Genomic DNA, 26251 nt, shown 5'->3' with positions numbered 1-26251 from the left:
TCAGGAAACGGTGCGGAAGCGTGCGCGGTAGCTGCCCGGTGTGACGCCGACGACCCGCTGGAACGCCCGCCGCAACGTCTCCGGCGACCCGAAGCCGCTCCTGCGGGCGACGACGTCGAGCGCCTCGTCCCCGGAGTCCAGCAACGAGGCGGCGAACTCGACGCGGGCCCGTTCGACGTACCGCGCGGGTGGGACGCCGACCTCGCGCGGGAACACCCGTGCCAGGTGGCGGGGGCTCATCGCGGCGCGGTCGGCCAGCGCGGCGACCGTCCACGGCGAGGCCGGGTCGGCGGCGATGGCGTCGAGCACCGCGCGCAGGCCTTCCGACCTGACCGCGGGCACCCTGGAGCGCACGCTGAACTGCGACTGGCCGCCGGGCCGTTGCAGGAACACCACGAGCCAGCGCGCGATCTCGCGCGCCATGTCCTGCCCGTGGTCGTCGGCGACGAGGGCCAGCGACAGGTCGATGCCCGCCGTGACACCCGCCGACGTGGTGATCCGCCCGTGCCGCACGAAGATCGCGTCCGGCACGACCTCGACGTCCGGGTGGCGCAGGGCCAACCGGCGGCAGTACGCCCAGTGCGTGGTGGCCCGTCCACCCGCCAGCAGCCCGGCCTCGGCCAGCACCGCGGCGCCGGTGCACACCCCGGCGATCCGGCGGGCCGTGCCCGCCAGCCGTCGGAGGTGCGCCACCAGTTCGTCGTCGACCGAGTCCGACCCGAACCCGCCGACGACCACCACCGTGTCGACCGGCCCCTCGATGGCGGCCAGGTCCTCGGTGACCAGCCGGAGGCCCGCGGTGGCCCGCATGGGACCGCCGCCGACCGAGGCCAGCCGCACCAGGTAGTCGGCCCCGGCGAGGCGGGCGCCGTCGAACACCTCGACCGGGCCCGCCACGTCCAGCAACGACACGTCGTCGTAGCCGATGACCAGGATCTCGCGCACTCCCCCACTGTGCGGGAGCCCGCTCATGGCGGCAACGACCGATGACCCTCGGATCCCGCCATCACCGCACGCCCGCGGCCACCGCCGCCCGGACGGCCGCGGGCAGTCCCCGGTCCCACGGGTCGCCGTGGCCGGGGTGGACGTTCCGCACGTCGTGCGCCTCCAGTGCGCGCAACGACTCCAGCGCTTTTCCGCCGTCGTTGGTGAACGCCCGGCAGAGCAGCGTGGGGCCGACGTGGCCGACCATGGGGTCGCTGGTCACCATCGCGTCGCCGGTGAACGCGTGGTCGGGGAAGACGAACACCGTGCTCCCGTGCGTGTGGCCGGGGGCGTGCACGGCCAGCGGGCGGCCGGGCACGTCGGCCAGCGGGCCGTCGGTGAACGCGACCGGGTCCAGCACCGGCCTGGTGCGCAGCCCGCCCAGCCGGAGCAGGTGCAACGGGGTCCGCAGGCCCGACGGCCGACGCAGGGCGTAGCCGAGCACGGACTTCTCCGGGCGGGAGTCGGCGGCGGGCTTCAGCGGCGCGGCCGCGAGCGCGACTTCGGCCTCGTGGACGTGGATCCGCGCGCCCGCCTCGACGCGCAGCCGCTCGGCGAGTCCGATGTGGTCCGGGTGGGCGTGCGTGACCAGGACGTCGGTGATGTCGGTCGGCGCGAACCCGAGCCGTTCCAGGTCGGCGAGGAACCCGCGCCAGTGCCCCGGCAGGCCGGAGTCCACCAGCACGATCCCCTCGCCGGTGTCGACCAGGTAGAAGTTGACCAGCCCGTCGCCCAGGCGGTGCACCACGCTCATCGTTCGCCCTCCGGAAGTGTCGACGACCGGTATTCCCCCGTGATCTTGCCCCTGCCCGCGATCCCGACGTACCGTGGCACCGCTTGATCGCAACAGCTCGCTCGCAAGGGTGCCGCCGCCGGTCCTTCCCCGCGTACGAGGAGATCGGCATGAGCAGAATCAGCACCGGCTGGCGAGCGGCCGTGGGTGCGGCCGTCATCGTGGCCTCGGTGAACGGGGTCGCCGTCGCGGCCCCGGTGTCCACCGCCACCATCACGATCGACTCCGCCCACCCGGCGGGGCGGATCGCGTCCGACTTCGTCGGGCTCTCGTTCGAGATGCGCGAGCTCGGCATCGGCAACCTCGACGCCGCCAAGGGCAACACCGCCGCGCTGTTCAAGACCCTGGGGCGCAGCAATGTCCGCATCTCGGGCAACACGCTCGACCGCGACACCCTGTGGGTGCCCGAAGGCCAGCAGCCCCCGGACCCGTTGCCCACGTGGGTGAACGACGTCGTGACACCGACGGACGTCAAGCGGCTCAACAGGTTCCTGTCGGTCACCGGGTGGAACACCATGGTGGGCATCAACCTCGGCCGCTGGGACGCCGCGCTGGGCGCCGACCAGGCGAGGTCCATGGCGTCCATCCTCGGGAACAAGCTGGTCGCCGCCGAGTGCGGCAACGAGCCCGACCAGTGGGTCGGCAAGGCCTTCCGCCCCGCGGGTTACGCCTACCCGGACTACAAGGCGGACTGGGAGATGTGCGCCGCCGCGGTCGGCAGCAAGCGCATCGCCGGGCCGGACACCGCGGGCACCTCCTCGTCGTGGGCGGCTTCGCTGGCCGCGGACGAGAAGGACCGGATGTCCATGCTCACCGTGCACCAGTACAGCGCGGGCCCGGACGCCACCATCGCCACGTTGATGGCACCGGCCACGGTGACCGCCCAGCTCAAGTCCGTCTCGGCGAACCTGGCCGCCGCCAAGGCGAACGGGCTGCCCTTCCGTGTCGACGAGGCCAACTCCGCCTACGGCGGCGGGGTCGACGGCGTCAGCAACAAGTTCGCCTCCGCCCTGTGGGGCTTGGACTACAGCCTGCAGATGGCCCAGGCCGGGGTCGACGGCGTCAACGTCCACGGTGGACTCGGCGTGTGCAACGAGCCGATCTGGAACGGCAAGTTCCAGCGCTACACGCCGATCTGCGCCGCCGACGCCGCCGACGAGCAGGCCCAGGTGTACAAGGCCATGCCGATCTACTACGGCCTGTGGATGGCCAGGCGGATGGGCGCGGGCCGGTTCCTGCCGCTCACCCTCTCGACCGATCGCAACGTCACCGCCTACGCCGTCAAGGGCGACGACGGCCGCACCAGGATCGCCGTGGTCCAGAAGGACGACACCACCGCCGCCCCCGTCCACCTCGACATCGCCGTCGACGGCCGGGCGCGCTCCGCGGACGTCCTGCGCCTCACCGGCGACAGCCTGGGCGCGGAACCGACCGCCGTCCAGGGCGCCACCGTCGACCGCCAGGGCCACCTCGACCCCGGCAAGGCCGAGCAGGTGCGGGTGCGCGGCGGGTCGCTGGGCGTCGACGTGCACGCGGGCAGCGCCGTGCTGATCACGCTGGACGGCTGCTAGATCCCGTTCCCGGTGGCCCCGCGCGGGGCCACCGGGGCGTGCGCACCGACAATCACCCGGTGCGATTCGGCGTTCTGGGCCCACTGGAGGTGCGGTCCGCCGACGGGGAGGCGATCCACGTCGGCGGGCCGAAGCCGCGTGCGCTGCTGGTGATGCTGCTGCTCGACGCGGGCCGGGTGGTCGGGGTGGAGCGGTTGGTCGCGGGGCAGTACGGGGAGGACGTGCCGGTCGGCGCGGGGAACGCGGTGCAGGCGCAGGTGTCGCGGTTGCGGCGGGCGCTGGGCGGGCTGGTGGAGTTCGGGGGCGGCGGGTACCGGCTGGCCGTCGAGCCCGACGACGTGGACGTGCACCGGTTCGAGCGGCTGGCGGGTGAGGGGCGTCGGCTGGTCGAGGCCGGGCGGCACGACGGCGCGGTCGTGGTGTTGCGGGAGGCCCTGGGGCTGTGGCGCGGGCCCGCGCTGGTCGACCTGCCGCACGGGGACGCGCAGGTGGCGCGGTTGGAGGAGCTGCGGCTGACCGCGTGCGAGGACCTGGCCGAGGCGGGCGGGGGTTCGGTGGCGGAGCTGCGGGAGCTGGTGGACGCGCACCCGTTGCGGGAACGGCTGCGGGCGCGGCTGATGCGGGCGCTGGAGACGGCCGGGCGGCGCGGGGAGGCGTTGACGGAGTTCACGCGGGCACGGCAGGTGCTCGCCGACGAGCTGGGCGCGGACCCGTCGGAGGAGCTGGCGGCGGTGCACCTGGAGATCCTGCGGGCCCAGCGGCCCGCGCGGCGCGGGGTGCCCGCCCAGCTGACCAGCTTCACCGGCCGGGACCGGGAGCTGGCGCGGCTGGCGGAGCTGCGGGACGCGCGGCTGGTCACGATCACCGGGCCGGGCGGGATCGGCAAGACGCGGCTGGCCGTCGAGTCCGCGCGGCGGGACGCGGTGTTCGTGGACCTGGCCCCGCTGACCGACGGCGACCAGGTGCCGTGGGCGGTGCTCGGCGCGCTGGGGCTGCGCGAGTCCGGAGCCCAGGGGCCAGTACGCAGGCTGGTCGCGGCGCTGGGCCGGGACCTGGTGGTGCTGGACAACTGCGAGCACGTCGTCGACGCGGCCGCCGAGCTGGTCCGCACGCTGCTGGCCGAGTGCCCCGACCTGGCGGTGCTGGCCACCAGCCGCGAGCCGCTCGGGCTGACCGGCGAGGCGCTGCTCCCGTTGGCACCGCTGGAGGTCGCGCCACCGGGCGTGGCCGCGGACCACGCCCGCGGCTACCCGGCGGTCCGGCTGTTCGCCGACCGCGCGGCGGCCGTGCGACCGGGGTTCGCCGTCGACCGGGACCACGTCGAGGCGGTGGTCCGGATCTGCGCGGCGCTCGACGGCCTGCCGCTCGCGATCGAGCTGGCGGCGGCCCGGCTGCGCCAGTTCACCGTCGAGGACGTCGCCGACCGGCTGGTCGAGCACGGCCCGTTCCGGCTGCTGTCGCGCGGCGACCGCACCGCCGCGGCCCGGCACCGGACGCTGACCGCGGTCGTGGAGTGGAGCTGGGACCTGCTCGGCCCGGCCGAACGCGAGCTGGCCGCGAGGTTCGCCGTGTTCACCGGCGGCGCGCCGCTCGCCGCCGTCGAACGGGTCTGCGGGGGCACCGAGGACGTGCTGGCCGACCTGGTCGACAAGTCGCTGGTCGAGACCGACGGCGTCCGGTACCGGATGCTCGACACGATCCGGCTGTTCTGCGCGGACCGGCTGGCCGGGTCCGGCGAGGAGCGGAAACTGCGCCGCGCGCACGCCCGCTACCACCTCGACCTGGCCGCGCGGGCCGACCCGCACCTGCGCGCGGCCGACCAGCTGGAGTGGCTGGCGGTGCTGTCGGCCGAGCACGCGAACCTGATGGCCGCGCTGCGCTGGGCCGTGCGGGAGGAGCGGGAGACGGCGTACCGGCTGGTCGCGACGCTGTCCGCGTACTGGTGGCTCAGCGGGCGCAGCAGCCAGGCCGGTGAAGCGGCCGCGGCGCTGCTGACCGACGTGCCCGCCGGGCTGGAGGAGGAGTACGTCGCCTGCGTCGTGCACGCCGTGCCGAGGGCGGCGCCCGAGCACTGGGTCCGCGGCGAGGCGGTCATCAGCGCCAACGGGTGGCTCATGCGGTACCCGTTCGGCACGGCGATGTGGGGCATGACCGTCGGACCGCGGGGGCCGGTGCCCGACGACGAGCCGCCGCTGGGCACCGACCCGTGGAACGCGGCGCTGGGCAGGCTGAGCGTCGGGCTGGTGCGGGTGCTCGACGGGCGGACCGCCGAAGGCGAACGGCTGCTGCTGGCCGTGCTCGACGCCTTCCGCGGGCTCGGCGAGCGATGGGGCACCTCCCAGGCCCTCGACTGGCTGGCGCAGGTCGCGAGCTGGCGGGGCGAGTGGGCGCGGGCGCACGCGCTGTGGGCCGAGGCGTTGGCGAAGTTCGCGGAGCTGGGCGCGCTGGAGGAGCGCGTGGACGTGCTCTGCCGCCGGGCGGACTGCCTGGTGCGGCAGGGCGAGCCCGACGCGGCGGCCGTGGACTACCGGCTCGCCGCCGAGCTGAGCACCGAAGCGGGCCGCCCGGACACGCCCGCCGCGATCAGGCTCGGGCTCGGGGAACTCGCCCGGCTGCGCGGTGACGACACCGAGGCCCGCCACCAGCTCGACCTCGCCCTGGCCACGGGCCACGGCGACTACGGCACCGAGGCCATCCGCACGCAGGCCCTGATCGCACTCGGCAGACTCGGCGACGCCCACCGGTACCCGGAGGCGGTGGCGGTCGCCCTGACGTCCTCGTTGGGCTCGACACTGGCGTCCGCCGCCGAGGGCCTGGCCGACGCCGCGCTGCTCACCGGCTCGGCCGAGCGCGCCGCGCTGCTGCTCGGAGCCGCCGTCGCGCTGCGCGGCACAACCGCGACCGGCGACCCCGACGTGGCTCGCCTCGCTTCCGCCGCAACCGAAGTCCTGGGCTCGACCGCGTTCGCGGAGGCGTTCGCACGGGGTGCGGCGCTGTCCCGCGCGCAGGCGCTGACAGCGCTCGACGGCTGACTGTCAGCCGATCGCCGACGAACTGTCAGCGGCCCCGGCCACGCTGCCGGACATGAAGAACACCACGGTCCTCATCTCCGGCGCGAGCATCGCCGGTCCCGCCCTCGCGCACTGGCTCTCGATCGCGGGCTGCACCGTCACCGTCGTCGAGAAGGCGCCGGGCCTGCGCGACGGCGGCCAGGCCGTCAACTTCAAGGGCGCCACGCACCGCGCCGTCCTGGAACGCATGGGAATCCTCGACGAGGTGCGGCGGCGGCAGACCGGCGGCCACGACCAGACCGTCGTCGACGCCGACGGCCGCGCACTGGCCGTGATCCCCGGCGAGTTCACCGGCGGCGAGATCGAGATCCGCCGCGGCGACCTGTCCCGCCTCCTGCACGACCGCACAGCCGACACCTGCGAGTACGTGTTCGGCGACTCCATCACCTCGCTGACCGAGACCACCGACGGCGTGCACACCACCTTCGACCACAGCGCCCCGCGCACCTTCGACCTCGTCATCGGCGCCGACGGCATCCACTCCAACGTCCGCCGCCTCGCGTTCGGCCCCGAATCCGCCCACGTCCACCACCTCGGCTACCACTACGCCCTCACCGACCTCGGCGGCCCCGAAGAGGCTTCGGTGATGTACAACGAACCCGGCCTCATGGCCGCCATCGGCGGCCCGAAGGCCACCGCGTTCTTCGTGTTCGCCTCCGAACCGCTCGACTACGACCGGTACGACGTACAACAGCAGAAAACCGTGCTCCGCAACGCCTACCAAAACGCGGGCTGGCGCCTACCCGAACTCATGTCCGGTGTGGACGGTGCCGCCGAGGTGTACGTCGACTCGATCAGCCGGGTTGACATCGACCGGTACTCGCACGGCCGCATCGCACTGCTCGGCGACTCCGCCTACGGCAACACCCTCGGCGGCTTCGGCACCGGCCTGGCCATCGTCGGCGCCTACGTACTCGCGGGCGAACTCGTCCAAGCCGCAGGCGACCACCGCACAGCTTTCCAGCGCTACGAGGAGAAGTTCCGCCCCTACGCCAAAATCTCCAAGAACGGCAACGCAGGCCCCTTCCTCGCCCCGAAGACGAAACTGGGCATCAAACTCCGCAACCGCCTCTTCACCACCGGCTTCCTCTTCCGCCACATGATGAAGATGACCGACAGGTTCGCCACCCGCATCAACCTCGACGACTACCCGGCGCTCACCGGGTCGCCGCGCTGACGCCGGACCTCACACCGCGGGCGGGCGGTCCTCGTACGGGGTCGACAGGACGACGGTCGTGCGGGTGGAGACGTTCGCGGCCTCGCGGATCTGGCGGAGCAGGTCCTCCAGCGCGGCGGGTGAGGCCACGCGGACGCGGAGCACGTACGAGGCATCCCCCGCCACCGAATAACAAGCCTCGATCTGCGCCAGGTGCTCCAACCGGCGCGGATAATCATCAGGCGCGGCCGGGTCGATCGGCGTGATCGAGATGAACGCGCTCAACGGCAGCCCGATCTCATCACCGTCCAGCCGAGCCCCGTACCCCTTCAGCACCCCGCGCTGCTCCAGCCTCTTCACCCGCTGGTGCACGGCGGACACGCTCAACCCGACCCGCTCCGCCAGATCCGTGAAGCTGCACCTGCCGTCGGCCGCCAGCTGCCGCAGGATCGCCCGGTCGATGGGCTCCAGGTTCGTCACTCGGGCAGCACCACCAGGTCGTGGGGCTGGTTGTTGAGGCTTTCCACACCGGTCTCGGTGGTCACGACGATGTCCTCGATGCGGGCGCCCCAGCGGCCGGGCAGGTAGATGCCGGGTTCGACGCTGAACGCCATGCCCTCTTCCAACAGGAGGTCGTTGCCGCCGACGATGTAGGGCTCCTCGTGCACGTCCAGGCCGATGCCGTGGCCGGTGCGGTGCACGAAGTACTCGCCGAACCCGGCCTCGGCGATGACCTCGCGCGCGGCGGCGTCGATCGACGCGGCGGTGACGCCGGGTCGGACGGCGTCGACGGCCGCCTGCTGGGCGGCCTGGAGGACGGCGTAGGTGGAGCGCACGTCGTCGAAGCGGGGCTCGCCGACGGAGTAGACGCGGGTGGAGTCGGAGCAGTAGCCCTCGGCGACCGGGCCGCCGATGTCGACCACGACGACGTCACCGGACTCGATCACCCGGTCGGACAGGCCGTGGTGCGGGCTGGCGCCGTTCGGGCCGGAGCCGACGATGACGAACTCGGCGACGGTGTGGCCCTCCTCGACGATGGCGGCCGCGATGTCCGCGCCGACCTCCGCCTCGGTGCGGCCCGCGCGCAGCCACTCCCCCACCCGCGCGTGCACGCGGTCGATGGCCGCGCCCGCCTTGCGCAGCGCCGCGATCTCCACGGCGTCCTTGCGCATCCGCAGCTCGCGCAGCACCGGTCCGGCGAGCACCTGCTCGCCGCCGACCGCGTCGCGCAGGGCGAGGGTGTGCAGGGCGGGCATCATGTCCGACACGGCGATCCGGCCGGTGCCGCGCAGCGACCGCGTGACGATCCGGTACGGGTCCTCGCCGTCGACCCAGGTGGCGACGTCCACACCCAGCTCGTCGGTGGGCAGGCCCGCGTAGCCGGGGTGCTCCAGCTTCGGCACGACCAGCACCGGGGTGCCCCCGACCGGCAGCACCAGGCAGGTGAGCCGCTCGAAGGACGTGCCACCCACTCCGAGCAGGTACGCGAGGTCCGAACCGGGCGAGATCAACAGGGCGTCCACGTCCGCCGCGGCGGCGGCGGCGGAAGCGCGGTCGAGGCGTGCGCGCAGGGCGTCCACGTCGATGGGGCCAATGCTGGTCGACATGCCGTCGAGCCTAGTGGGCGTGCCCGGTGGCGGGAGTCGCGGAGTCTGGCACGCTTGCCCGGTGGCCCAACCCCTCGTGCTGCTCGACTCCGCCAGCCTGTACTTCCGCGCGTTCTACGCGCTGCCCGAATCGATGACCGCCCCGGACGGCACGCCGATCAACGCCGTGCGCGGGTTCGTGGACACGATCGCGCGCGTCATCACCGAGCGCCGCGCGGGCCGCCTGGTCGCCTGCATGGACGCCGACTGGCGCCCGGAGTTCCGGACGAACGCGCTGCCGTCGTACAAGGCGCACCGCGTGGCCGCCGAGGCGACCGACGGTTCGGAGGAGGTGCCGGACACCCTCACGCCGCAGGTCCCGATCATCATGGACGTGCTCCAGGCGGTCGGCATCGCGACCGCCGAGGCGTCCGGGTACGAGGCCGACGACGTGATCGGCGCGCTGGCCCACCACGAGAAGTCCGACCCTGTCGAGGTCGTGACCGGCGACCGAGACCTGTTCCAGGTCGTGCGCGAGACCCCCACCCCGGTGCGCGTGCTGTACGTCGGCCGCGGCTGGGCGAAGGCGGAGCTGCTCGGCCCGGAGGAGTTGGCCGCGAAGTACGCGCTGCCGGTGGCGGACGCGGGCGCGGCCTACGCGGGCATGGCGGTGCTGCGCGGCGACCCGTCCGACGGCCTGCCCGGTGTCGCGGGCATCGGCGAGAAGACGGCCGCGAAGCTGATCACCGAGTTCGGGTCGCTCGAAGCGGTGCTGGCGGCCGTGAACGACCCCCGCGACCGCAAGCTGACCACGCGGGCGCGCAACAGCCTGATCGCCGCCGAGTCGTACCTGGCCGCCGCCCCGACCGTGGTCAACGTCGCCGTGGACGCGCCCGTCGTGATGGACCGCCCCGACGCCGTGCCCGCCGGTCCCGTGGACCCCGATCGGGTGGCCGAACTGGGGAAGCGCTGGGGCTTGGGCAGCTCGCTGCCGCGGCTGGTGTCGGCGCTGGAACGCCGTTAGGAACCCGCCGGTGACCGCGCGAGAACGCGGTCACCGGTCGGGGCGGGTCAGCGGTTCCGCATCGACAGCAGCGCCCTGAGGTTGGACTTGGCGCTCTCGTCGCCGAGTTCGGCACCGCGGCGGTACCACCGCTCGGACTCCGCCTCCTCGCCCATGTGGTCGTAGTAGTCGCCCAGGCCCGCCATGGCCGGGGCATGCCCCAGGTCGGCCGCCTTCTGGAACCACTCGGCGGACTCTTCCTGCACGTCGTCGTAGTACAGGAACTGGCCGAACGCCATCATGGCCTCGACGTCGCCGGTCTCGGCCGCCCGCCGGAACCAGGACTCGGCCTCGGCCCGCCGTTCGTCGTCCTCCTCGTACGTCGGGGTGAGCAGGTCGGCCAGGTCGATCATCGCCTTCACGTCCCCCGCCTCGGCGGCGGTTCGGAGGCTTGCTTCGTCGGTCACGCGCCCAGTGTCCCGCCCCGCCCGAGATCGGCCAGCACGGCCTCCGCGGCCCTCCGCCCGGACACCAGCGCGCCCTGGATCGAGCTGGTGTCGCGGTGGTCGCCGCACACGTAGCGGCGGCCTCCGACGCGCACCGGCGAGCGGAAGCGGTGCGGGGCGGGCATGGCGGGCAGCGCGTGCGGGATCTCGTAGCGGGCCAGCAGTTCCCAGTCGCCGGTGTGCGTGTCGTAGAGCTTGGCCAGCCGCATCCGGACGGCGGTCTCGCCGATCGAGGCGTCCAGCACGGACGCCTGCACGACCGGCAGGTCCGACGGCACGGCCTCGGAGATGACGGCGGTGTTGACGATGGGGCCGCCGTCGCCGTCGACCAGCAGCGCGGGATCGCGCAGCGGTGACACCGGCGGGCGGAAGTACCAGGTCGTGACGCCGTGCCACGCGGGTTCGCGCAGGCCTGGGAGCAGCTTGGCCGCGACGTCGCCGTCGGTGGCGACGACCACCGCGTCGGCCGCGATCCGCTCGCCGCCCGCGAGGTCGACCCCGTCGTCGCGGACGCCGACGACCTCGGCGCCGAGCCGGACCGCGCCCTCGGGGAGCCTGCCCGCGAGCTGGCGGGGCAGCGCGGCCATCCCGGCGGCGGGCAGGGCCGCGCCGCCGCGGGCGAAGCTGCGCCACACAAGGTGGAAGAACCGCGAGGACGTGGACAGCTCCGACTCCAGGAACACGCCGGACAGGAAGGGCCGCAGCACGGTGTCGACCGCCCGGTCGGACAGCCGCCAGCGCTTCAGCTCGGCGGCCGTGGACCGGTCGACGGACCCCATGATGGCGCCGGCGGGCCCGAGCCAGTCGCGGGCCGACAACCCGGCCAGCGCGAGCAGATCACCGAGGCCCAGCACCCGTTGCGCGACGATGCCCTGCCACGCCGCCGGACCGCCGCGGGGGTCGGCGAGCAGGTCGTGCCGCCCGCCCTCGTGCACGAACGCTCCGGACCGCAACGGTCGCAGGTCCAGCGCCTCCAGGTCGAACCGGCGCACGACCTCGGGGTAGGCGGGCAGCAGGATCTGGAAGCCGCGGTCGAGCCGGGTGCCGTCGACGACGTCGGTGCGCACCCTCCCGCCGACGTCGTCGCCCGCCTCCAGCACGGACACGTCCATCCCCTTGCCGGACAGCACGTCGGCCGCGCTCAACCCGGCCAACCCCGCCCCGACGACCACCACGTGCGCCATGGCCAGACGCTAACCGCGCGTGCCGGGGTCCGCATGACGGGCACGACCGTCCACAGCGGAGCGGGTGTGCAGGCCGTCGAGCACCAGCCGGGTGTGCTTGCGCCACGCCGACGGGTCGTCGCGCGCGGTCAGCTCGACGACCCGGCCGAGCGCCATGATCTGCAGGCACACGTCCACCGCGTCGACCTCCGGGCGCAGCGCGCCCTGCTCGTGGGCGCGGCGCACCAGGCCGTCGAGGTGGCCGCGCAGGTGCGCCTGGCAGGCCTCGAACGCCTCGGGCGCCACCGGGCTGGTGAACCCGTCCAGCACCGCGCGGTGCCGCGCCATCGTGCCCAGGGTCAGTTCGACGAACACCACCAGCCCGACCCACGCGTCCTCGGTGGCGACCGCCCGGTCGGCGCCGGTGGACCACTCGGCGAGGTCGTCCGCCACGACGGCCCGGACCAGGTCGTCCTTGGTCGGGAAGTGCCGGTAGAGCGTCGCGACCCCGACGCCCGCGAGCCGCGCGATCTCCCGGACGTCCGCCGCGAGTCCGCGCTCGTCGAACGACCGCCGCGCGGCCTCCAGGACCTGGCCGCGGTTGCGCGCGGCGTCCCAGCGCTGACGTCGTGGTGTGCCCGGCATGTCGTGACCCTACCTGTTGCGGAACGCAGGTTCCGTATACGTTGTTCCGGAACACAGGTTCCGGAACGGGAGGCTTCCATGACGACGACGGTGATCACCGGGGGTACCGACGGCATCGGCCGCGCGCTGGCCGTCCACCGGTTGCGGCGGGGAGGGACGGTCGTGGTGGTGGGCCGGAGCAGGACGAAGTTCGACGCGCTGGTGGCGGCCGCGGGCGGTTCCGGATCGGCGCACTTCATCGGCGCCGACCTGCGGCTGGTCGCGGAGAACCTGCGGGTGGCCGGGGAGGTCGCCACCGCGTTCCCGGTCGTCGACGCGCTGGTGCTGGCCGCGGCCTACGTGCACCGGAAGCGGGTGGTGACCGAGGAGGGGTTCGAGCACACGTTCGCGCTCCACTACCTGAGCCGCCACCTGCTCGCGACCCGGCTGCGCCCCTCGCTCCAGGCCGCGTCGGCGCCGCTGGTCCTGGACACCACCGTTCCCGGCGCCCCGGCGGACGCCGTGCGGTGGGAGGACATGCAGTTGGAGGACGGGTTCACCTGGAAGGCCGCGAACCTGCACACCCGGCGGCTGGGCCTGCTGTCCGGGCTGCGCGTCGGCACCGACCACCTCCGCTACGCGCTCTACAACCCCGGCTTCGTGCGGACCGCGCACCAGGGCGCGCTCAACGGCCCCGAACGCGCCGTCGTGAACCTGCTGGGCAGGACGCTGGGCACCGCGCCCGAAAAAGCCGTCCTCCCGCTCGCCGACCTCATCGGGAACCGCCCCGACGCGCCGCTGAGCGCGTACGCGGGGCGCAAGCGGCTGCCACTGGCGATCGACGCCGCCGACCACGCGGACGCGGAGCGGCTGCACGCGGTGACGGAGGAGTTGCCGACGCCGTTCGCCACGCGGTGAACCGCGTGGCGAACGGTCCGGGGGCTCAGAAGTACGTCCCCGACCACGGTGACTGGGCACTGGCGAACAGCGCGTCGGCACGGGCCGGGGCGGTCGGGTCGAGGACGTCGACGCGGCCCGCGGCGGCCAGGGCGCTGAAGGGGACGTCGCCGAGGTAGATGGCAGCGAGAAGGTCGACGTCGAGGGCGAGATCCGCGGGCAGGTCGGTGCGCCCGGCGCCGTCCGGGGTGACGCGGTAGGTGCCGTCGTTCTCCGGCAGGCACCGGTCGCGGACCTGGATCACCACGGGTTCGGCCCGGCCGTAGGAGCGGGCGGCGAGGGTGGCGGGGACGTCGACCAGGCGCAGCCACGTCTCGTCCTCGACCTCGGTCACCTTGACGACGCGGCGGTCGGCGAACAGCCATTCGAGCGGCTCGTCGACCGGGCGGAGCTCGCCGACGACCTCGTCGACGACGTCGACCCGGAACACGAAGCGCCACAGCTCGGCCCACACCGCCGGGGTGGCGGCGACGAGGTCGACGACGGTCAGGACCCGCTTGCCGTGGCCGGTGGACGAGGACTTGACCTCGTACACGACGTACCCGTCGTCGCCGTCCGGGCCGCGGTGCACGGCGAGCTGAGCGTTCTCGTCGTTGAGCGCGCGGGGCAGGTTCAGCAGCCACCAGGCGGGCCAGCGCGCGGTCATGCCGGGCCTGGTGAGGCCGACCGAGTCGTAGATCACGGGCGCCAGCGCCAGCGCGGTGTCCTTGTCGACCAGCCGGATGCGGCCCCCGGTGCCCGCCGAGGGCAGCAGGGTGGCGCGGTACCGGTCGACCGTCACGTTGCGGCCGCGCGAGGCGACGCCGTAGCCGAACCGGCCGTAGATCGTGGTCTCGGACGCCCGGAGGGTCGCGGTGATCTCGCCCGCCTCCCGGAAGGAGCGGAACTGGCGGCGCATCAGCGCGCTCAGCACGCCCCGGCGCGTCCAGTCCGCCCGCACCCCGACCCGGCTGACCGCGGCGAGCGGGACCTCGGCGCCACCGGGGACGGCCAGTCCCGCGGCCCACGACTGGGCGGTGCCCACGAGTTCGTCGTCCTGGAAAGCCCCGAGCGCGCGACCGGGCACGTAGGAGTCCTTGACCTGCTCCCACTTCTCGTCCGGCGCGGGCGCGGTGTGCAGCGAGCCGCGGAAGAGGGTGTGCGCGGCGCGCACCTGGGACTCGTCGAGGACGCGGATGTCATGGTCGGCCACGGCTTGATACTGCCCGGCACGACCCCGTTCGCGCGACCGGTTTTCCGACGCGGAGAAGCCACCCGAGCCGGGCTCGGGTGGCTTCTCCGGAGACGCGCTGGATCAGCCGGTGGGCTGGCCGACCTCGTACTCGCCGTCGGCGGTCTTGACGGTGATCTTGACCTTCTTGTCGTTGCCGCCGACCTTCGCGGTGCACTCGAAGGTGGCCCCCACCTTCACCGGGTGCTCGCCGGCGCAGGTCGCGCTTTCGACGTCGGGGATCTTGTACTCGTCCTTGAGGATCGAGACGACGCCCTTCTGCACCTCGGTGTTGTCGAACACCTTGGAGACGAAGAAGCCGGGCGTCACGAAACCGGTGACGAGGATCGCGGCCAGCACCACGACCACCAGGCCGACGACCACCCACACCACGGCACTGGACTTCTTCGGCTGCTGGCCGTACGGGTTCTGCTGCTGGCCGTACGGGTTCGGCTGGCCGTAGGGGTTCTGCTGCTGGCCGAACTGGCCCTGCTGCGGAGCGCCGTACGGGTTCTGCTGCTGGTTCGGGTCCTGGCCGAACTGCCCGCCTCCCGGCGGCGTCGCGTACGGGTTCTGCTGCTGGTTCGGGTCCTGCCCGAACTGGCCTCCACCCGGCGGCGTCGCGTACGGGTTCTGCGGGTTCTGCGGGTACTGCTGCGTGGGCTGCGGGCCCGCGGGCTGCTGCCCCCACTGCGGCTGCTGTTGCTGCTGGTTCGGATCGGGCTGCCCGTATGGGTTCTGTTCGGGGAACCCGCCCGACGGAGTACCGGGGTACCCACCACCCGCCGGGTGCTGCGGGGGCTGCTGCCCCCACTGCGGCTGCTGCGGGTCGTTCCCTCCGGGCGGTCCGTACGGACTGGACATGCTCGGCCTCCGGAGATCGGTCTTCGCGCACACTTGTGACGCGTTACAGGTTGCGGGCGCGATCAAACCACAGGATGACGCCCTGTACCCATCCGCCCCGCCAACCTTGGCCAGACCGTGCCCATGGCGGCGGCCACTCGGCGGCGCTGGTCCCGGCGCTCGGGTGATGGCCGGGAACCGCGGGGGCGCGCGGGCTGAGACGGCGTGTTCACCGTACCGAGACCATCCCGTGCGCCGCGCGCCGGACCCGCGACGACGTCACACCGTCGCCATGGCCACGACTCCCCGCCGCAGCGCCTCCACGGCCTTGGCCGCCGACGCGCCCACCGGGTCCGCGTGCCCCATCACGTTGCGGATCTGGTCCAGCAGGTCCACGACCTGCCTGCACCACCGGACGAAGTCGCCCGCGCCCAGTTCCGTCCCGCCGGTGTCACCGGCGTCGAGCACCTTCTCCAGCGACTCGCCGCGCGCCCACCGGTACACCGGCCACGCGAATCCGGGGTCGGGCTGCCGGGTGCGGTCCAGCCGGTGCCGCCGCTCGTCGTCCTCGATCTCCACCCACAGCCGGGCGGTGGCCGCCATCGCCTCCGAGATCGGCCCGGCGGGCAGCCTGGTCTCGGTCGGCCCGTCCCGACGCGCCTCGTACACCAGCGACGACACCACGGCCGCCAGCTCGGGGGGACCGAGGTCGCGCCAGATCTCGTGCCGCAGGCACTCCGCCGTCAGCAGGTCCGACTCCCCGTAGATGCGGGTGATCCGCTTCCCGTGCTCGGTCACCTCCTCACCGGGCCCGTTCTCGTGCGCCTCCAGGTAGCCGCGTTCGCGCAGCAGGGCCCGGATCCGGTCGAACTCCCGCGCCAGCGAGTGCGTGGTGGCCGCGACCTTCCGCTCCAGCAGCTCCGTCTCCGCGAGCAGCCGGTGGTAGCGCTCCGCCCACCGGGCGTGGTCCTCGCGCTTGTCGCACGCGTTGCACGGGTGCGCCCGCAGCGCGCGCCGCAACGTCGCCAGCTCGGCGTCCTCGTCGGTGGTCGACTTCTTCCGCCGCACGGTGGGGATCACGATCCCGGTGTTGCGCACCGTCGACGCCAGGTCGCGCCGCGACTTGGGCGACCGCACGTCGACCTGCTTGGGCAGCTTCACGTGCCCCAGCACCTCGACGGGCACCGGGAAGTCCGCGGACGACAGCCGCCCCGCCCACCGGTCCTCGGTCACGACCAGCGGCCGCGCCTCCCCCATCGGCTCGACGCCGGGGTCGATCACCACGGCCAGCCCGGACCGCCGCCCCGACGGCACGGCGATCACGTCGCCCTTGCGCAGCCGCTCCAGCGACGCCGCTGCCTCGGCCCGCTTCGACGAGCTGTTCTGCTTCGACAGCGCCTTCTCCCGGTCGGTGACCCGACGGCGCAGCGCCGCGTACTCGGTGAAGTCGCCGAGGTGGCAGCTCATCGCCTCCGCGTACCCGTCGAGGGCCTCGCGGTTGCGCTCGATCCGCCGCGCCAGCCCGACCACCGACCGGTCGGCCTGGAACTGCGCGAACGACTGCTCCAGCAGGTCGCGCGCCTTCGCCGCGCCCAGGGCGTGCACGAGGTTGACGGCCATGTTGTAGCCGGGCCGGAACGACGAGCGCAGCGGGAACGTGCGGGTGGAGGCGAGGCCGGCCACCTGCTTGGGGTCCACGCCGGGCTGCCACACCACGACGGCGTGGCCCTCGACGTCGATGCCGCGCCGCCCCGCGCGCCCGGTGAGCTGCGTGTACTCGCCGGGGTTGAGGTCGACGTGCGCCTCGCCGTTGTACTTGACCAGCTTCTCCAGCACGACGGTGCGCGCCGGCATGTTGATGCCCAGCGCCAGCGTCTCGGTCGCGAACACGACCTTCACCAGGCCGCGGACGAACAGCTCCTCGACGGTCTCCTTGAACGCCGGCAGCAGCCCGGCGTGGTGGCTCGCGATGCCGCGTTCGAGCGCGTCGCGCCACTCCCAGTAGCCGAGCACCCTCAGGTCGGGCTCCGGCAGGTCCTTGGTCTTCTCGTCGATGATGCCGCGGACGACCTCGGCGTCCTCCATCGTGTTCAGCCGCAGGCCGGAGCGCACGCACTGGGCGACCGCCGCGTCGCAGCCCGCGCGGCTGAACACGAAGTCGATCGCGGGCAGCAGGTTCTGCGCCTCCAGCCGCTCGATGATCTCCAGCCGCGACGGCGGCTTGAACCCGGAGTTGCGCGGCGCGGCCCGGCCGCCCCTGTCCTTGTTGTTGCGCGACCGGCTCCACGGCACGTGGAAGCGCGCCAGGTCCTCGGTGTGCCGCAGCAGCTGAGGGTTGATCCGCGCCTCGCCCTCGGCGGTCTGGCCGATGAACAGGTCGAACATCCGCCCGCCCGCCATCATGTGCTGCCACAGCGGCACGGGCCGGTGCTCGTCGACGACGACCTTCGTGTCGCCGCGCACCTCGACCAGCCACTCGCCGAACTCCTCGGCGTTGCTGACCGTCGCGGACAGGCCGATGAGCTGCACCTCGTCCGGCAGGTGCAGGATCACCTCCTCCCAAACAGCGCCGCGGAAGCGGTCGGCGAGGTAGTGGATCTCGTCCATCACCACGTACGCGAGGCCTTCGAGGGTGTGCGAGTGCGCGTAGAGCATGTTGCGCAGCACCTCGGTGGTCATGACCACCACGGGCGCGTTGCCGTTGACCGAGGTGTCGCCGGTCAGCAGGCCGACGGACTTCGCGCCGTAGCGCGCGACCAGGTCGGCGTACTTCTGGTTCGACAGCGCCTTGATCGGCGTCGTGTAGAAGCACTTCAGGCCCTGCGCCAGCGCGAGGTGCACGGCGAACTCGCCGACCACCGTCTTGCCCGCGCCGGTCGGCGCGCAGACCAGCGCGCCGTGCCCCTCCTCCAACGCCTCGCAGGCGGTGCGCTGGAACGGGTCGAGGTCGAACGAGAGCACCGACAGGAAGTCGGTCAGCCGCGGATGGGACGCCCGGCGGCGGGCGTCCGCGTACGAGGACGCCGGGGACCGGGAAGTGGGGGCGTTCGAGCGGGGAGACACTCCTCAAGGCTGTCACACGGCACCGACAAAAGCGGTGAAGATATCCGGTCGCGGTGTGGTGACGAACGCCCTCCGGCGGGAGGTGGCGCCGGGGCGGGCGGGGTGGTCACCCGGCGCGCGGCTCGCACCGGATGACACCGGACGACACCGGACGACGCCCGATGACGCCCGACGACGCCCGACGACGCCCGACGACGTCGGACGACCGACGGCCATGCCGACTCCCGGTGCTCCCGGCGAGGTCCGGACGAACCCGACGGTCCCCTGCCCACCGACCACGACACGGACCAGGGCTCACGTCAAACGCCACCGGACCGCCGCAGTGGCTCCCACCACTCCCGGCGACGTCCGGACCAACCGGACGGCCCTGCACTCGAACCACCTCAACCACGACACGGACCAGGGCTCACGCCAAGCGCTACCGGACCGCCGCAGTGGCTCCCACCGCTCCTGGCGACGTCCGAACGAACTGGAGCCCCTGCCCACCGACCACCTCAACCGCGACGCGAACCGGGACTCGCGCCGAGCGACGCCAGGCGCGCGTCTAGGTCGTCAGCCTCCGGCACGCCGAGTTCCGCGTACAGCGACCGCGCGAGTTCCCAGTGCTCGCGGGCGTGCTCCTCCTCCCCCAGCGCGAGGCAGGCGTCGCCGAGGCCGGTACGGGTCCTGGCCAGCCCGAACCGGTCGCCGGCGAGCCCGAGGGCCGCCGTGTGGCGGGCGTGCGCGCGGTCGGGGTGGCCGTCGGCGAGGGAGGTCTCGCCCAGGCCGTTGAGGGCGTCGGCCTCGCCGTCCGCGATGCCGAGCTCCCGGAACCGGTCGAGCGCCAGCCGGTGGTGCTCGGCGGCCTCCACCGTCCGTCCGAGCAGGCGGTAGGAGGAGCCGAGGTTGTTCAGGGCGTGGGCCTCGCCGACCCGGTAGCCGAGTTCGCGGAACCGGTCGAGCGCCGCCCGGTGGCAATCGACGGCCTCCTGGTGGCGTCCCAGCCGCTGGTGCACCAACCCGAGGTGGTCGAGGGCGTCCGACTCGCCGAAGTGGTCGCCCAGTTCGCGGCTCAGCGCGATCGCCCGCTCCAGGTGGTCGACGGCCTCCCCGTACCGGCCGAGGCGGCGGTGGCAGTTGCCGAGGCTGATCAGCAGGTAGGCCTCGCCCGAGCGGTCGCCCGCCTCGCGGGCCAGCTCCAGGGCGCGGGCGGTGTGCCCGACGGACTCCTCGTAGCGGCCGAGCGACTCGGCGACGGCCCCCAGGATGTCGAGCGTCCTGGCCTCGCCCCGCCGGTCGCCCAGGTCGCGGGCGAGCACCATCGCGCGGCGGGCGAGGTCCATGGCCCGCGGGAGGTCGCCCAGCTGCCAGTGCACGATGCCGAGGTTCGTGGCGGCGAGGGCCTCGGCCGCGAGGTCGCCCGACCGCCGGGCGGCCTCCAGCGCGTGCCCGTGCAGGACGAGGCCGTCGCGGTAGTGGCCGCCCTGGTCCAGGAACCGGAACAGCACGGCGGCCAGCCCGGCGACGTGCTCGGCCGGGGCGTGCACGGCGGTGGCGACGAGGTTCGCGCGTTCGGTGTCGAGCCACGTCCGCGCGGCGTCGACGTCGGGGATCGGGACGGGCGGCAGGCCGGACGGCGCGACCGTGGGCCTGCGGTGCCGCTCGGCGGGCAGCAGCACGTCCATCGCCCTCGACGCCGTGCACAGGTGGTGCTCGAACAGCCGTGCCAGCGCGGCCCGCCGGTCGACCGGCCGCTCCTCGTCGGCGGCCCTGGTGGCCGCGTAGTCGCGGACCAGGTCGTGGAAGGAGTACCGGCCGGACCCGCCCTGCCGCAGGAGGTGGTCCTCGCGCAGCCGCAGCAGGTCTTCGGCCGCGGTGTCGAGGTCGGTGCCCGCGAGCGCGGCCGCGGCGTGGACGTCGAAGTCCGCGCCGGGGTGCAGCGCCAGCAGGCGCACCACGCGCCGCCTGCCCTCGGGCAGGCGCCGGTAGGACAGGCCGAGGGCGAGTTCGACGCCGCTGTCCAGGCGGCGCAGGTCGTGCAGCTCGTCGAGGCGGTCGGCGTGGTCGCCGACGGTCCACCCCGGCTTGGCGCGCATGTGGGCCGCGATCAGCCCCAGCGCGAGCGGGAGGTACCCGCAGCGCAGCGCGACCCGGACGGGCGCGGAGGGGTCCTCGCCGGTCGGGATGTCGGGGACGGCGCGGCGGAGCAGGTCGACGGCCTCGTCGGAGGTGAACACGTCCACGGGCACCCGGACCGCGCCCGGCACGTCCAGGCCGCGGCGGCTCGTGACCAGCACCAGGCACCCCGGCCCGTCCGGCAGGAGCGGCCCGACCTGGTCGGTGTCCGCGGCGTTGTCCAGCACCACGAGCGCGCGCGACCCGGCGAGCCGCTCCCGGTAGAGGGCGGCTCGCTCGTCGAGGTCGTGGGGGATCCGCTGGCCAGGCACGCCGAGCAGCCGGAGGAACCCGTCCAGCACGGCGGCCGGGTCGGCGGGCGGCTGGGCCGGGTCGGGGTGGAAGCCGCGCAGGTCGACGAACAGCACCCGGTCCCACGGGCGGTCGCGGGCGAGCACGTGACCCGCGTGGATCGCGAGACCGGTCTTCCCGACCCCGGCCATGCCCTCGACCACGGCGATCCCGACCGCGCCGCCGTCCAGGTCGAGGGCCGCGAAGCGGTCGAGTTCGGCGGCACGGCCGGTGAACTCGGCCAGGTCCTCCGGCAACGCGTCCAAGGCCCGGACCAGGGTCGCGGCCCCGGTCTCCGCGCTGATCACGCGCAACGCCTGCCGCCACTGGGCGACGTAGCCCGCGTCGGGGTGCAGGGCGCGCACCACCTCGACGACCAGGTCGGCGTTCACCCGCCTGCGGCCCGGCCGGAAGCAGTCGACCACCGTGGTCTTCCTCGCCAGCTCCCCCGGCGGCCTGCCCGCGGCCGTCCACGCCGCGTTGACCCGGTCGCCGATGGTCTTGTACGAGGGGTCGCCGCCCCAGATCTTGAGCAGCCGCAGCCCGGCGATCAGGTCGTCCAGGGATCGCGCCTCCCCCGGATCCGGCGGCGCGGCACCCCGGTCGAGTCGATCTCCGAACCCCGCCACGACTCCATTCAACCCCGGACGCCGTCGCGCGGGGGCGGAGCGTTCGGAATCGGTCGGGATCACCCGACCGGGTCCGGATCTTCCGGATGATCGGTTCCAGGCACGCGGTCGCCGATGGCGCGGCCCGATGTCGAAGTGCTCCCGGCCGAACCCGGCCGGGCGATGGCGGTGGCGACGGCCTCGCACGGCCTGGGGGACGTCGGCCGGAGCCACCGGGGCCGCCCCGACCTCGACCCCGACCGAGGTCGGGGCGGTGTCCCCGAGTGCTCAGGGGAGGGAGAAGAGGGGGGTCGGGCTTCCCGTCCGCAGTCGGGGGGTGCTGCGGACGGGAAGCCCGTGGTGCGCGAGCACCTGACCCATTGTCGCGAACGGCTGCGCGAGCGTTACACCGGACGGCGTATTCCGTCACCCGTCCTTCGGCATGAGGGCGTAGACGCTGGCGGGCGAGCCGGAACCACCCCGGTTGACCGTGCCGCCCACCAGGACCCAGGCACCGGTCGGGGGCAGCTCGGCCAGGTTCGCGAGCACTTCCAGGCTGATCCGGTGCTCGCGGTAGAGGAGCTTGGACGCGGTGTAGGCGGAATCGGTCGCGACGTCCGGCCCGAACGTGTCGGTGCCGAGGGCGCCGCGCCTGCCGAGCCTGCCGGTGTCGAGCAGCCACTCGACCGCGGGCACGCCGAACCCCGGCTGGTGGGGGCATCCGTCGGCGTCGAGGTTCGCGAACGCGGGCGTGCCCCAGCGGTCCTCCCAGCCGGTGTGCAGCACCACGGCCGACTCGGGCGGGATCCGCCCGTGCACGGCCTCCCACGCCAGCAGGTCGGCGACGGTCACGGCGTAGTCCGGGTCGACCGCGCGGTCCCGGACGTCGATCTTCACCGCGGGCAGGAACAGGTCGGCGGTGTCGAGTTCGTCGGCGGCGGGCTGGTCGGCGTTGAAGTGCGCCGGAGCGCCCCAGTGCGTGCCGGTGTGTTCACCCTGCTGGAGCAACCGGAGGTGGTACCCGTCCTCCGCGACGGTCGCCACGGTGGTCATCGTGAACTCCGGGTCGCCGGGGAAGAGGGAGGTGCGGGCCGGATCGTTGACGTGCGAGAGGTTCACCACGCGGTAGTCGCCGAGCACGCCGGGAGCTTAGGGCCCGCGCCCCGGATCCGCGTCCGCGGTAGCCGGAACAGGCGTCGGGGAAATTTCCCCTCGCGCGCGTCCCACACCGCGGAGCCACCGGACAGTGGATACTGTGAGTCACGTACAAAGGAGCCACACACGGCGGCAAGACCGCGTCAACACCCATTCGGGTGGTGAACGCTGGCGGCTCGAACGGGTGTGCGACGATCGTTGCAGGTCAAGCACGACGAAACGGGGATCTGTTGTCCAACCCGCGCCAAGTGGTCAACCAGTGGATGTCCTTCACGGACGGCGAACTCACCGACCACGTCAGACACCTCGTCCGCAACCAGGGCCCGCAGACCACCCAGGTCTGGGCGCAGGTCCGCACCAACGCGGTGCTCGCCGGAAGGGTCCGCGGCACGCTGTCCATCCTGCGCGCGCAGACCAGGGACAGCCGCGACGCCGCGATGTGGACCGCCTGGATCAGCAAGGCGCAGCAGGAGCTGTCGAACCCGGCCCCCGTCGCCGCGCCCGCTCCCGCCGCACCGGAGCCGGAGAAGCAGGCCACCACGCCCGCGCAGGCCGCCGAGCAGCCGAAGTCCACCGAGAACGGCGGCCCGCTCGAGTTCAGCCTCCCGGACGCGCCCGCCCGCCAGCCGCGGCCCGCCAGCACCGCGCCCGCCGTGATGTTCCAGGCGCCGGGCCAGTAGTCCCCTCGCCCCCGAGGACCGCACACCGCGGTGCGGTCCGGTTCATGCGCGCACGACACCCGTCCCGCTAGTTTCGGGATCATGGAGTTCCAGGATGTCGTGCGGCGCAGGCGGATGGTGCGGCGGTTCAAGTCCGACGCGGTGCCCGCGGAGAGCGTGGAGCGGATCCTCCGCAACGCGACCCGCGGACCGTCGGCGGGGTTCTCGCAGGGGCAGGCCTTCCTCGTGCTGGAGGGCGCCCCGCTGGAGCGGTTCTGGACCGTCGGGTCGGACGCCGTGGACGAGTCGGTGCGGACGGCGCCGCTGGTGATCGTGCCGATGTCGTCCAAGCGGGTGTACCTCGACCGGTACGCCGAGCCGGACAAGGGGTGGACCGACCGGGACGAGTCCTGGTGGCCGGTGCCGTTCTGGCACATCGACACGGGGATGGCGGCGCTGCTGGTCCTGCAGACGGTGGTGGACGAGGGGCTGGGGGCGCTGTACTTCGGGATCGTCCCGCAGAAGGTGGGCGCGTTCCGGGAGCTGTTCGGGGTGCCGGAGGACCACGAGCCGATCGGGGCGATCGCGATCGGGTACTCGGACGAGCCCGCGCCCACGAACACCTCGGCGATCACCCGGCGGCGGAAGGCCCTGGAGGACGTGGTGCACCGCGGGCACTGGTAGGTCCCGCGAGCAGCAGCGGTGGCGCGCCCCCACCTTGGCCCGACGGGCCAGTTGGCGAACGCGCAGGGCGGGCTCCCCGGCCGCCGCAACGTCGACGCCGTGCGGGAAGGCCGACACGAACGCGGCGGTGGAGCCGCGGTCCAGCGCGTGGATCCGGCACACCTCCTCGATCGCGCGGCAGAAGCCGTGCCACGGGTGCGCGAGCCCCACCCGGACCGTGGCGGCGCAGGTGGGGCGACGGGTCGGTCACCGCTCTCACTTCAGCGGAGTGGACGGGGCGTTCCACTACCGTCCGCCGCCATGAGAGCACTGCGATCCCGGACCTGGTGGCGATCGCGGGCGGGCCGGAGCGGGTCGTGACCATCGTCGACGACCCGGTCGCCGTGCGGCACGGCGTGCACATGTCGCGGTCGGCCGGTCCGGACGCCGATCCGCAGGCGCTGCACGGACTGGCGGAGGCCGCGGCGCTGGCCGACCTCGGCCGCTTCCGCGTCCCCCTCGCGGGCGTGTTCCCGCTGGCGGACGCGGCCGCCGCCTACGGGCTCAGCGAGTCCGGGCACGCCCACGGCAAGGTCGTCCTGACGTCGTGACCCGCTCGTCCCGCCGGGTCAGAAGGTGACGACCTGGCGGATGGCCTCGCCGCTGGCCAGGCGGTCGAAACCGGTGTTGATGTCGTCCAGGGCCACCGTGCCCGACAGCAGCTCCTGCACCGGCAGCTGGCCGGAGCGGTAGAGGGCGATGAAGCGCGGGATGTCGCGGCGGGGGACGCAGGAGCCGAGGTAGCTGCCCTTGAGCGTGCGTTCCTCGGCGACCAGGCTCAGTGCGGGCAGCACCAGCTCGCGGTCGGGGTGCGGCAGGCCGACGGTGACGGTCGTGCCGCCGGTCGCCGTGGCCGCGTACGCCTGCGCGAGCACGATCTCGCTGCCGGTGGTGTCGATGACCTTGTCGGCGCCTCCCCCGGTCAGCTCGCGCACCTCCTCGACCGCGTCCGGCCCGCCCGCCACCTCGTGGGTCGCGCCCAGGCGCAGGGCCAGTTCCCGCTTGTGGGCCACGACGTCGACGGCGACGATCGTGGACGCGCCCGCCGCCTTCACCGCCATCAGGGCGGCCAGACCGACGCCGCCGAGGCCGAAGACGGCCACGCGGTCGCCGGGTGCGACGGCGGCGCTGTAGAAGGCCGCGCCCGCGCCGGTCAGGACGGCGCAGCCGAAGAGGGCGGCGATCTCGTGGGGCAGGTCGGCGTCGACGCGGGTGGCCGACGTGGTGGAGACGACGGCGTACTCGGCGAAGCCGGAGACGCCGAGGTGGTGGTGGGGCCGGGTGCCGTCGGCGGCCAGCCAGCGCCGCTGACCGGTGAGCAGGGTGCCCGCGCGGTTGGCGGCGGCGCCCGGCTCGCAGAGCGCCTGCCTGCCGGAGACGCACTTGCGGCAGGAGCCGCAGGCGGGGACGAAGGACATGACGACGTGGTCGCCGACCGCGAACTCGGAGTCCGCGCCGGGGCCCAGTTCGACGACCTCGCCCGCGGCCTCGTGGCCGAGGACCATCGGCAGCGGACGCGGGCGGGAGCCGTTGACCACCGACAGGTCGGAGTGGCACAGACCCGTGGCACCCACCTTGACCAGCATCTCGCCGGGGCCGGGTGGGTCGAGGGTGAGGTCCTGGATCCGGATGGGGCGGGAGTCGGCGTAGGGGCCGGGGAGGCCCAACTCCGTGAGCACGGCGGCGCGGACGACGGTCATGAGGTCACCAAACCGATCATGGCGGTGCGGAGTCCAGTCGGTACTTCCACCGGTTTCCGCGTCGTCCGGTCGACGAACACGTGGACGAAGTGGCCCTCGGCGACGACGCTGCCGTCGGCGGCCAGGAAGGCGATCTCGTAGCGGACGCTGGACCGCCCGAGGTGGCCGATGCGCAGCCCCGCGTCCATGGCCTCCGGGAACGAGATGGAGGAGCGGTAGTTGCAGTGCGACTCGACGCACAGCCCGATCGTCGAGCCGTCGTGGATGTCCAGGCCCGCCTGGACGAGCCACGTGTTGATCAGGGTGTCCATGAACGCGTAGTGCACGACGTTGTTGACGTGGCCGTACACGTCGTTGTCGTTCCACCGCGTGGGGATCCGCTGCCAGTACCGGTAGTCGTCGCGCACCAGCCGAACCTTACCGACGTGATC

General features: G+C 73.6%; 21 protein-coding genes and 1 pseudogene. 8 read left to right on the top strand and 14 right to left on the bottom strand.

Translation table 11 applies throughout. The annotated features are described in order from the left end of the window. The gene (locus tag RM788_RS41260; protein WP_315925501.1) at positions 1–945 is read right to left on the bottom strand and encodes a GlxA family transcriptional regulator; all 945 of its coding nucleotides are present in this window, start codon (positions 943–945) and stop codon (positions 1–3) included. 61 nt (positions 946–1006) lie between these two features. Continuing rightward, positions 1007–1738, bottom strand: a complete 732-nt coding sequence (locus tag RM788_RS41255; RefSeq protein ID WP_315925499.1) for an MBL fold metallo-hydrolase — start codon at positions 1736–1738, stop codon at positions 1007–1009. 149 nt (positions 1739–1887) lie between these two features. Here RM788_RS41255 and RM788_RS41250 point away from each other — a divergent pair, with 149 nt between their 5' ends. Genes RM788_RS41250 through RM788_RS41240 form a run of 3 tightly spaced genes read left to right on the top strand, consistent with a single transcriptional unit; the run spans position 1888 to position 7596 of the window. Next, positions 1888–3348 (top strand): glycosyl hydrolase family 79 C-terminal domain-containing protein, encoded by a 1461-nt coding sequence (locus RM788_RS41250; protein WP_315925497.1) that lies wholly within the window; start codon positions 1888–1890, stop codon positions 3346–3348. Positions 3349–3407: 59 nt separating this feature from the next. Then, on the top strand, positions 3408–6380 hold the full coding sequence (locus RM788_RS41245; RefSeq protein ID WP_315925495.1) for an AfsR/SARP family transcriptional regulator: 2973 nt from the start codon (positions 3408–3410) through the stop codon (positions 6378–6380). A gap of 52 nt (positions 6381–6432) precedes the next feature. Then, a complete protein-coding gene (locus RM788_RS41240; RefSeq protein WP_315925493.1) occupies positions 6433–7596 on the top strand; it encodes an FAD-dependent monooxygenase in 1164 nt (387 codons plus the stop codon). Between the two features lie 9 nt (positions 7597–7605). On the opposite strand, the gene RM788_RS41235 is transcribed toward RM788_RS41240, so the two are convergent. Next, positions 7606–8055 (bottom strand): Lrp/AsnC family transcriptional regulator, encoded by a 450-nt coding sequence (locus RM788_RS41235; RefSeq protein WP_315925491.1) that lies wholly within the window; start codon positions 8053–8055, stop codon positions 7606–7608. Beyond that, complete coding sequence (locus RM788_RS41230; RefSeq protein ID WP_315925489.1) at positions 8052–9182, bottom strand: M24 family metallopeptidase; 1131 nt, start codon at positions 9180–9182, stop codon at positions 8052–8054. Before RM788_RS41230 ends, RM788_RS41235 begins: the two co-directional genes overlap by 4 nt. Positions 9183–9243: 61 nt before the next feature. Here RM788_RS41230 and RM788_RS41225 point away from each other — a divergent pair, with 61 nt between their 5' ends. Next, positions 9244–10185, top strand: coding sequence for a 5'-3' exonuclease (locus RM788_RS41225; protein ID WP_315925487.1), 942 nt, complete (start codon positions 9244–9246; stop codon positions 10183–10185). A 47-nt stretch (positions 10186–10232) separates the two neighbouring features. Here RM788_RS41225 and RM788_RS41220 read toward each other — a convergent pair whose 3' ends face one another. The 3 genes from RM788_RS41220 to RM788_RS41210 are packed head-to-tail and all read right to left on the bottom strand — an operon-like array spanning position 10233 to position 12478. Further along, complete coding sequence (locus RM788_RS41220; RefSeq protein WP_315925485.1) at positions 10233–10631, bottom strand: tetratricopeptide repeat protein; 399 nt, start codon at positions 10629–10631, stop codon at positions 10233–10235. Further along, on the bottom strand, positions 10628–11854 hold the full coding sequence (locus RM788_RS41215) for an NAD(P)/FAD-dependent oxidoreductase (protein WP_315925483.1): 1227 nt from the start codon (positions 11852–11854) through the stop codon (positions 10628–10630). Before RM788_RS41215 ends, RM788_RS41220 begins: the two co-directional genes overlap by 4 nt. A 9-nt stretch (positions 11855–11863) precedes the next feature. Then, entirely contained in the window at positions 11864–12478 is a 615-nt protein-coding gene (locus tag RM788_RS41210; RefSeq protein ID WP_315925481.1) for a TetR/AcrR family transcriptional regulator, read from the bottom strand. A 78-nt stretch (positions 12479–12556) separates the two neighbouring features. On the opposite strand from RM788_RS41210, the gene RM788_RS41205 reads away from it, so the two are divergent. Further along, positions 12557–13375, top strand: coding sequence for an SDR family NAD(P)-dependent oxidoreductase (locus RM788_RS41205; protein ID WP_315925478.1), 819 nt, complete (start codon positions 12557–12559; stop codon positions 13373–13375). A 25-nt stretch (positions 13376–13400) separates the two neighbouring features. On the opposite strand, the gene RM788_RS41200 is transcribed toward RM788_RS41205, so the two are convergent. The 5 genes from RM788_RS41200 to RM788_RS41180 form a co-directional block, all read right to left on the bottom strand. Next, a complete protein-coding gene (locus RM788_RS41200; RefSeq protein WP_315925476.1) occupies positions 13401–14606 on the bottom strand; it encodes a GNAT family N-acetyltransferase in 1206 nt (401 codons plus the stop codon). A 102-nt stretch (positions 14607–14708) separates the two neighbouring features. Beyond that, positions 14709–15488 (bottom strand): DUF4333 domain-containing protein, encoded by a 780-nt coding sequence (locus RM788_RS41195; protein WP_315925474.1) that lies wholly within the window; start codon positions 15486–15488, stop codon positions 14709–14711. A gap of 258 nt (positions 15489–15746) precedes the next feature. After that, positions 15747–18530, bottom strand: coding sequence for a DEAD/DEAH box helicase (locus tag RM788_RS41190; RefSeq protein ID WP_315925472.1), 2784 nt, complete (start codon positions 18528–18530; stop codon positions 15747–15749). A gap of 494 nt (positions 18531–19024) precedes the next feature. Next, positions 19025–21604: an ATP-binding protein gene (locus tag RM788_RS41185; RefSeq protein ID WP_315925470.1), complete on the bottom strand. Its 2580-nt coding sequence runs from the start codon at positions 21602–21604 to the stop codon at positions 19025–19027. A 405-nt stretch (positions 21605–22009) separates the two neighbouring features. Next, positions 22010–22723: a cyclase family protein gene (locus tag RM788_RS41180; protein ID WP_315925468.1), complete on the bottom strand. Its 714-nt coding sequence runs from the start codon at positions 22721–22723 to the stop codon at positions 22010–22012. Positions 22724–23001: 278 nt separating this feature from the next. Between RM788_RS41180 and RM788_RS41175 the strand changes: the two genes are divergently transcribed. The 3 genes and pseudogenes from RM788_RS41175 to RM788_RS41165 all read left to right on the top strand — a co-directional run. Next, positions 23002–23418 (top strand): hypothetical protein, encoded by a 417-nt coding sequence (locus RM788_RS41175; RefSeq protein ID WP_315925465.1) that lies wholly within the window; start codon positions 23002–23004, stop codon positions 23416–23418. 81 nt (positions 23419–23499) lie between these two features. Continuing rightward, positions 23500–24081 (top strand): nitroreductase family protein, encoded by a 582-nt coding sequence (locus tag RM788_RS41170; protein ID WP_315925463.1) that lies wholly within the window; start codon positions 23500–23502, stop codon positions 24079–24081. 311 nt (positions 24082–24392) lie between these two features. Then, positions 24393–24671 (top strand): annotated as a pseudogene (locus tag RM788_RS41165) (zinc-binding dehydrogenase); the annotation flags it as partial. A gap of 18 nt (positions 24672–24689) precedes the next feature. On the opposite strand, the gene RM788_RS41160 reads toward RM788_RS41165, so the two are convergent. Then, complete coding sequence (locus RM788_RS41160; protein WP_315925459.1) at positions 24690–25820, bottom strand: zinc-dependent alcohol dehydrogenase family protein; 1131 nt, start codon at positions 25818–25820, stop codon at positions 24690–24692. Continuing rightward, the gene (locus RM788_RS41155) at positions 25817–26227 is read right to left on the bottom strand and encodes an acyl-CoA thioesterase (RefSeq protein ID WP_315925457.1); all 411 of its coding nucleotides are present in this window, start codon (positions 26225–26227) and stop codon (positions 25817–25819) included. The genes RM788_RS41160 and RM788_RS41155 overlap by 4 nt, the downstream gene beginning before the upstream one ends. Positions 26228–26251 lie beyond the last annotated feature (24 nt).

The organism is Umezawaea sp. Da 62-37 (assembly GCF_032460545.1).
GTDB lineage: Bacteria > Actinomycetota > Actinomycetes > Mycobacteriales > Pseudonocardiaceae > Umezawaea.
This window is presented reverse-complemented; position numbering and strand designations above follow the sequence as displayed.

Excerpts from the sequence above, each read along its gene's own strand:
- RM788_RS41255 (WP_315925499.1), bottom strand. The coding sequence starts at position 1,738 with ATGAGCGTGGTGCACCGCCTGGGCGACGGGCTGGTCAACTTCTACCTG.
- RM788_RS41250 (WP_315925497.1), top strand. The coding sequence starts at position 1,888 with ATGAGCAGAATCAGCACCGGCTGGCGAGCGGCCGTGGGTGCGGCCGTC.
- RM788_RS41240 (WP_315925493.1), top strand. The coding sequence starts at position 6,433 with ATGAAGAACACCACGGTCCTCATCTCCGGCGCGAGCATCGCCGGTCCC.
- RM788_RS41230 (WP_315925489.1), bottom strand. The coding sequence starts at position 9,182 with ATGTCGACCAGCATTGGCCCCATCGACGTGGACGCCCTGCGCGCACGC.
- RM788_RS41215 (WP_315925483.1), bottom strand. The coding sequence starts at position 11,854 with ATGGCGCACGTGGTGGTCGTCGGGGCGGGGTTGGCCGGGTTGAGCGCG.
- RM788_RS41210 (WP_315925481.1), bottom strand. The coding sequence starts at position 12,478 with ATGCCGGGCACACCACGACGTCAGCGCTGGGACGCCGCGCGCAACCGC.
- RM788_RS41205 (WP_315925478.1), top strand. The coding sequence starts at position 12,557 with ATGACGACGACGGTGATCACCGGGGGTACCGACGGCATCGGCCGCGCG.
- RM788_RS41195 (WP_315925474.1), bottom strand. The coding sequence starts at position 15,488 with ATGTCCAGTCCGTACGGACCGCCCGGAGGGAACGACCCGCAGCAGCCG.
- RM788_RS41175 (WP_315925465.1), top strand. The coding sequence starts at position 23,002 with ATGTCCTTCACGGACGGCGAACTCACCGACCACGTCAGACACCTCGTC.
- RM788_RS41170 (WP_315925463.1), top strand. The coding sequence starts at position 23,500 with ATGGAGTTCCAGGATGTCGTGCGGCGCAGGCGGATGGTGCGGCGGTTC.
- RM788_RS41160 (WP_315925459.1), bottom strand. The coding sequence starts at position 25,820 with ATGACCGTCGTCCGCGCCGCCGTGCTCACGGAGTTGGGCCTCCCCGGC.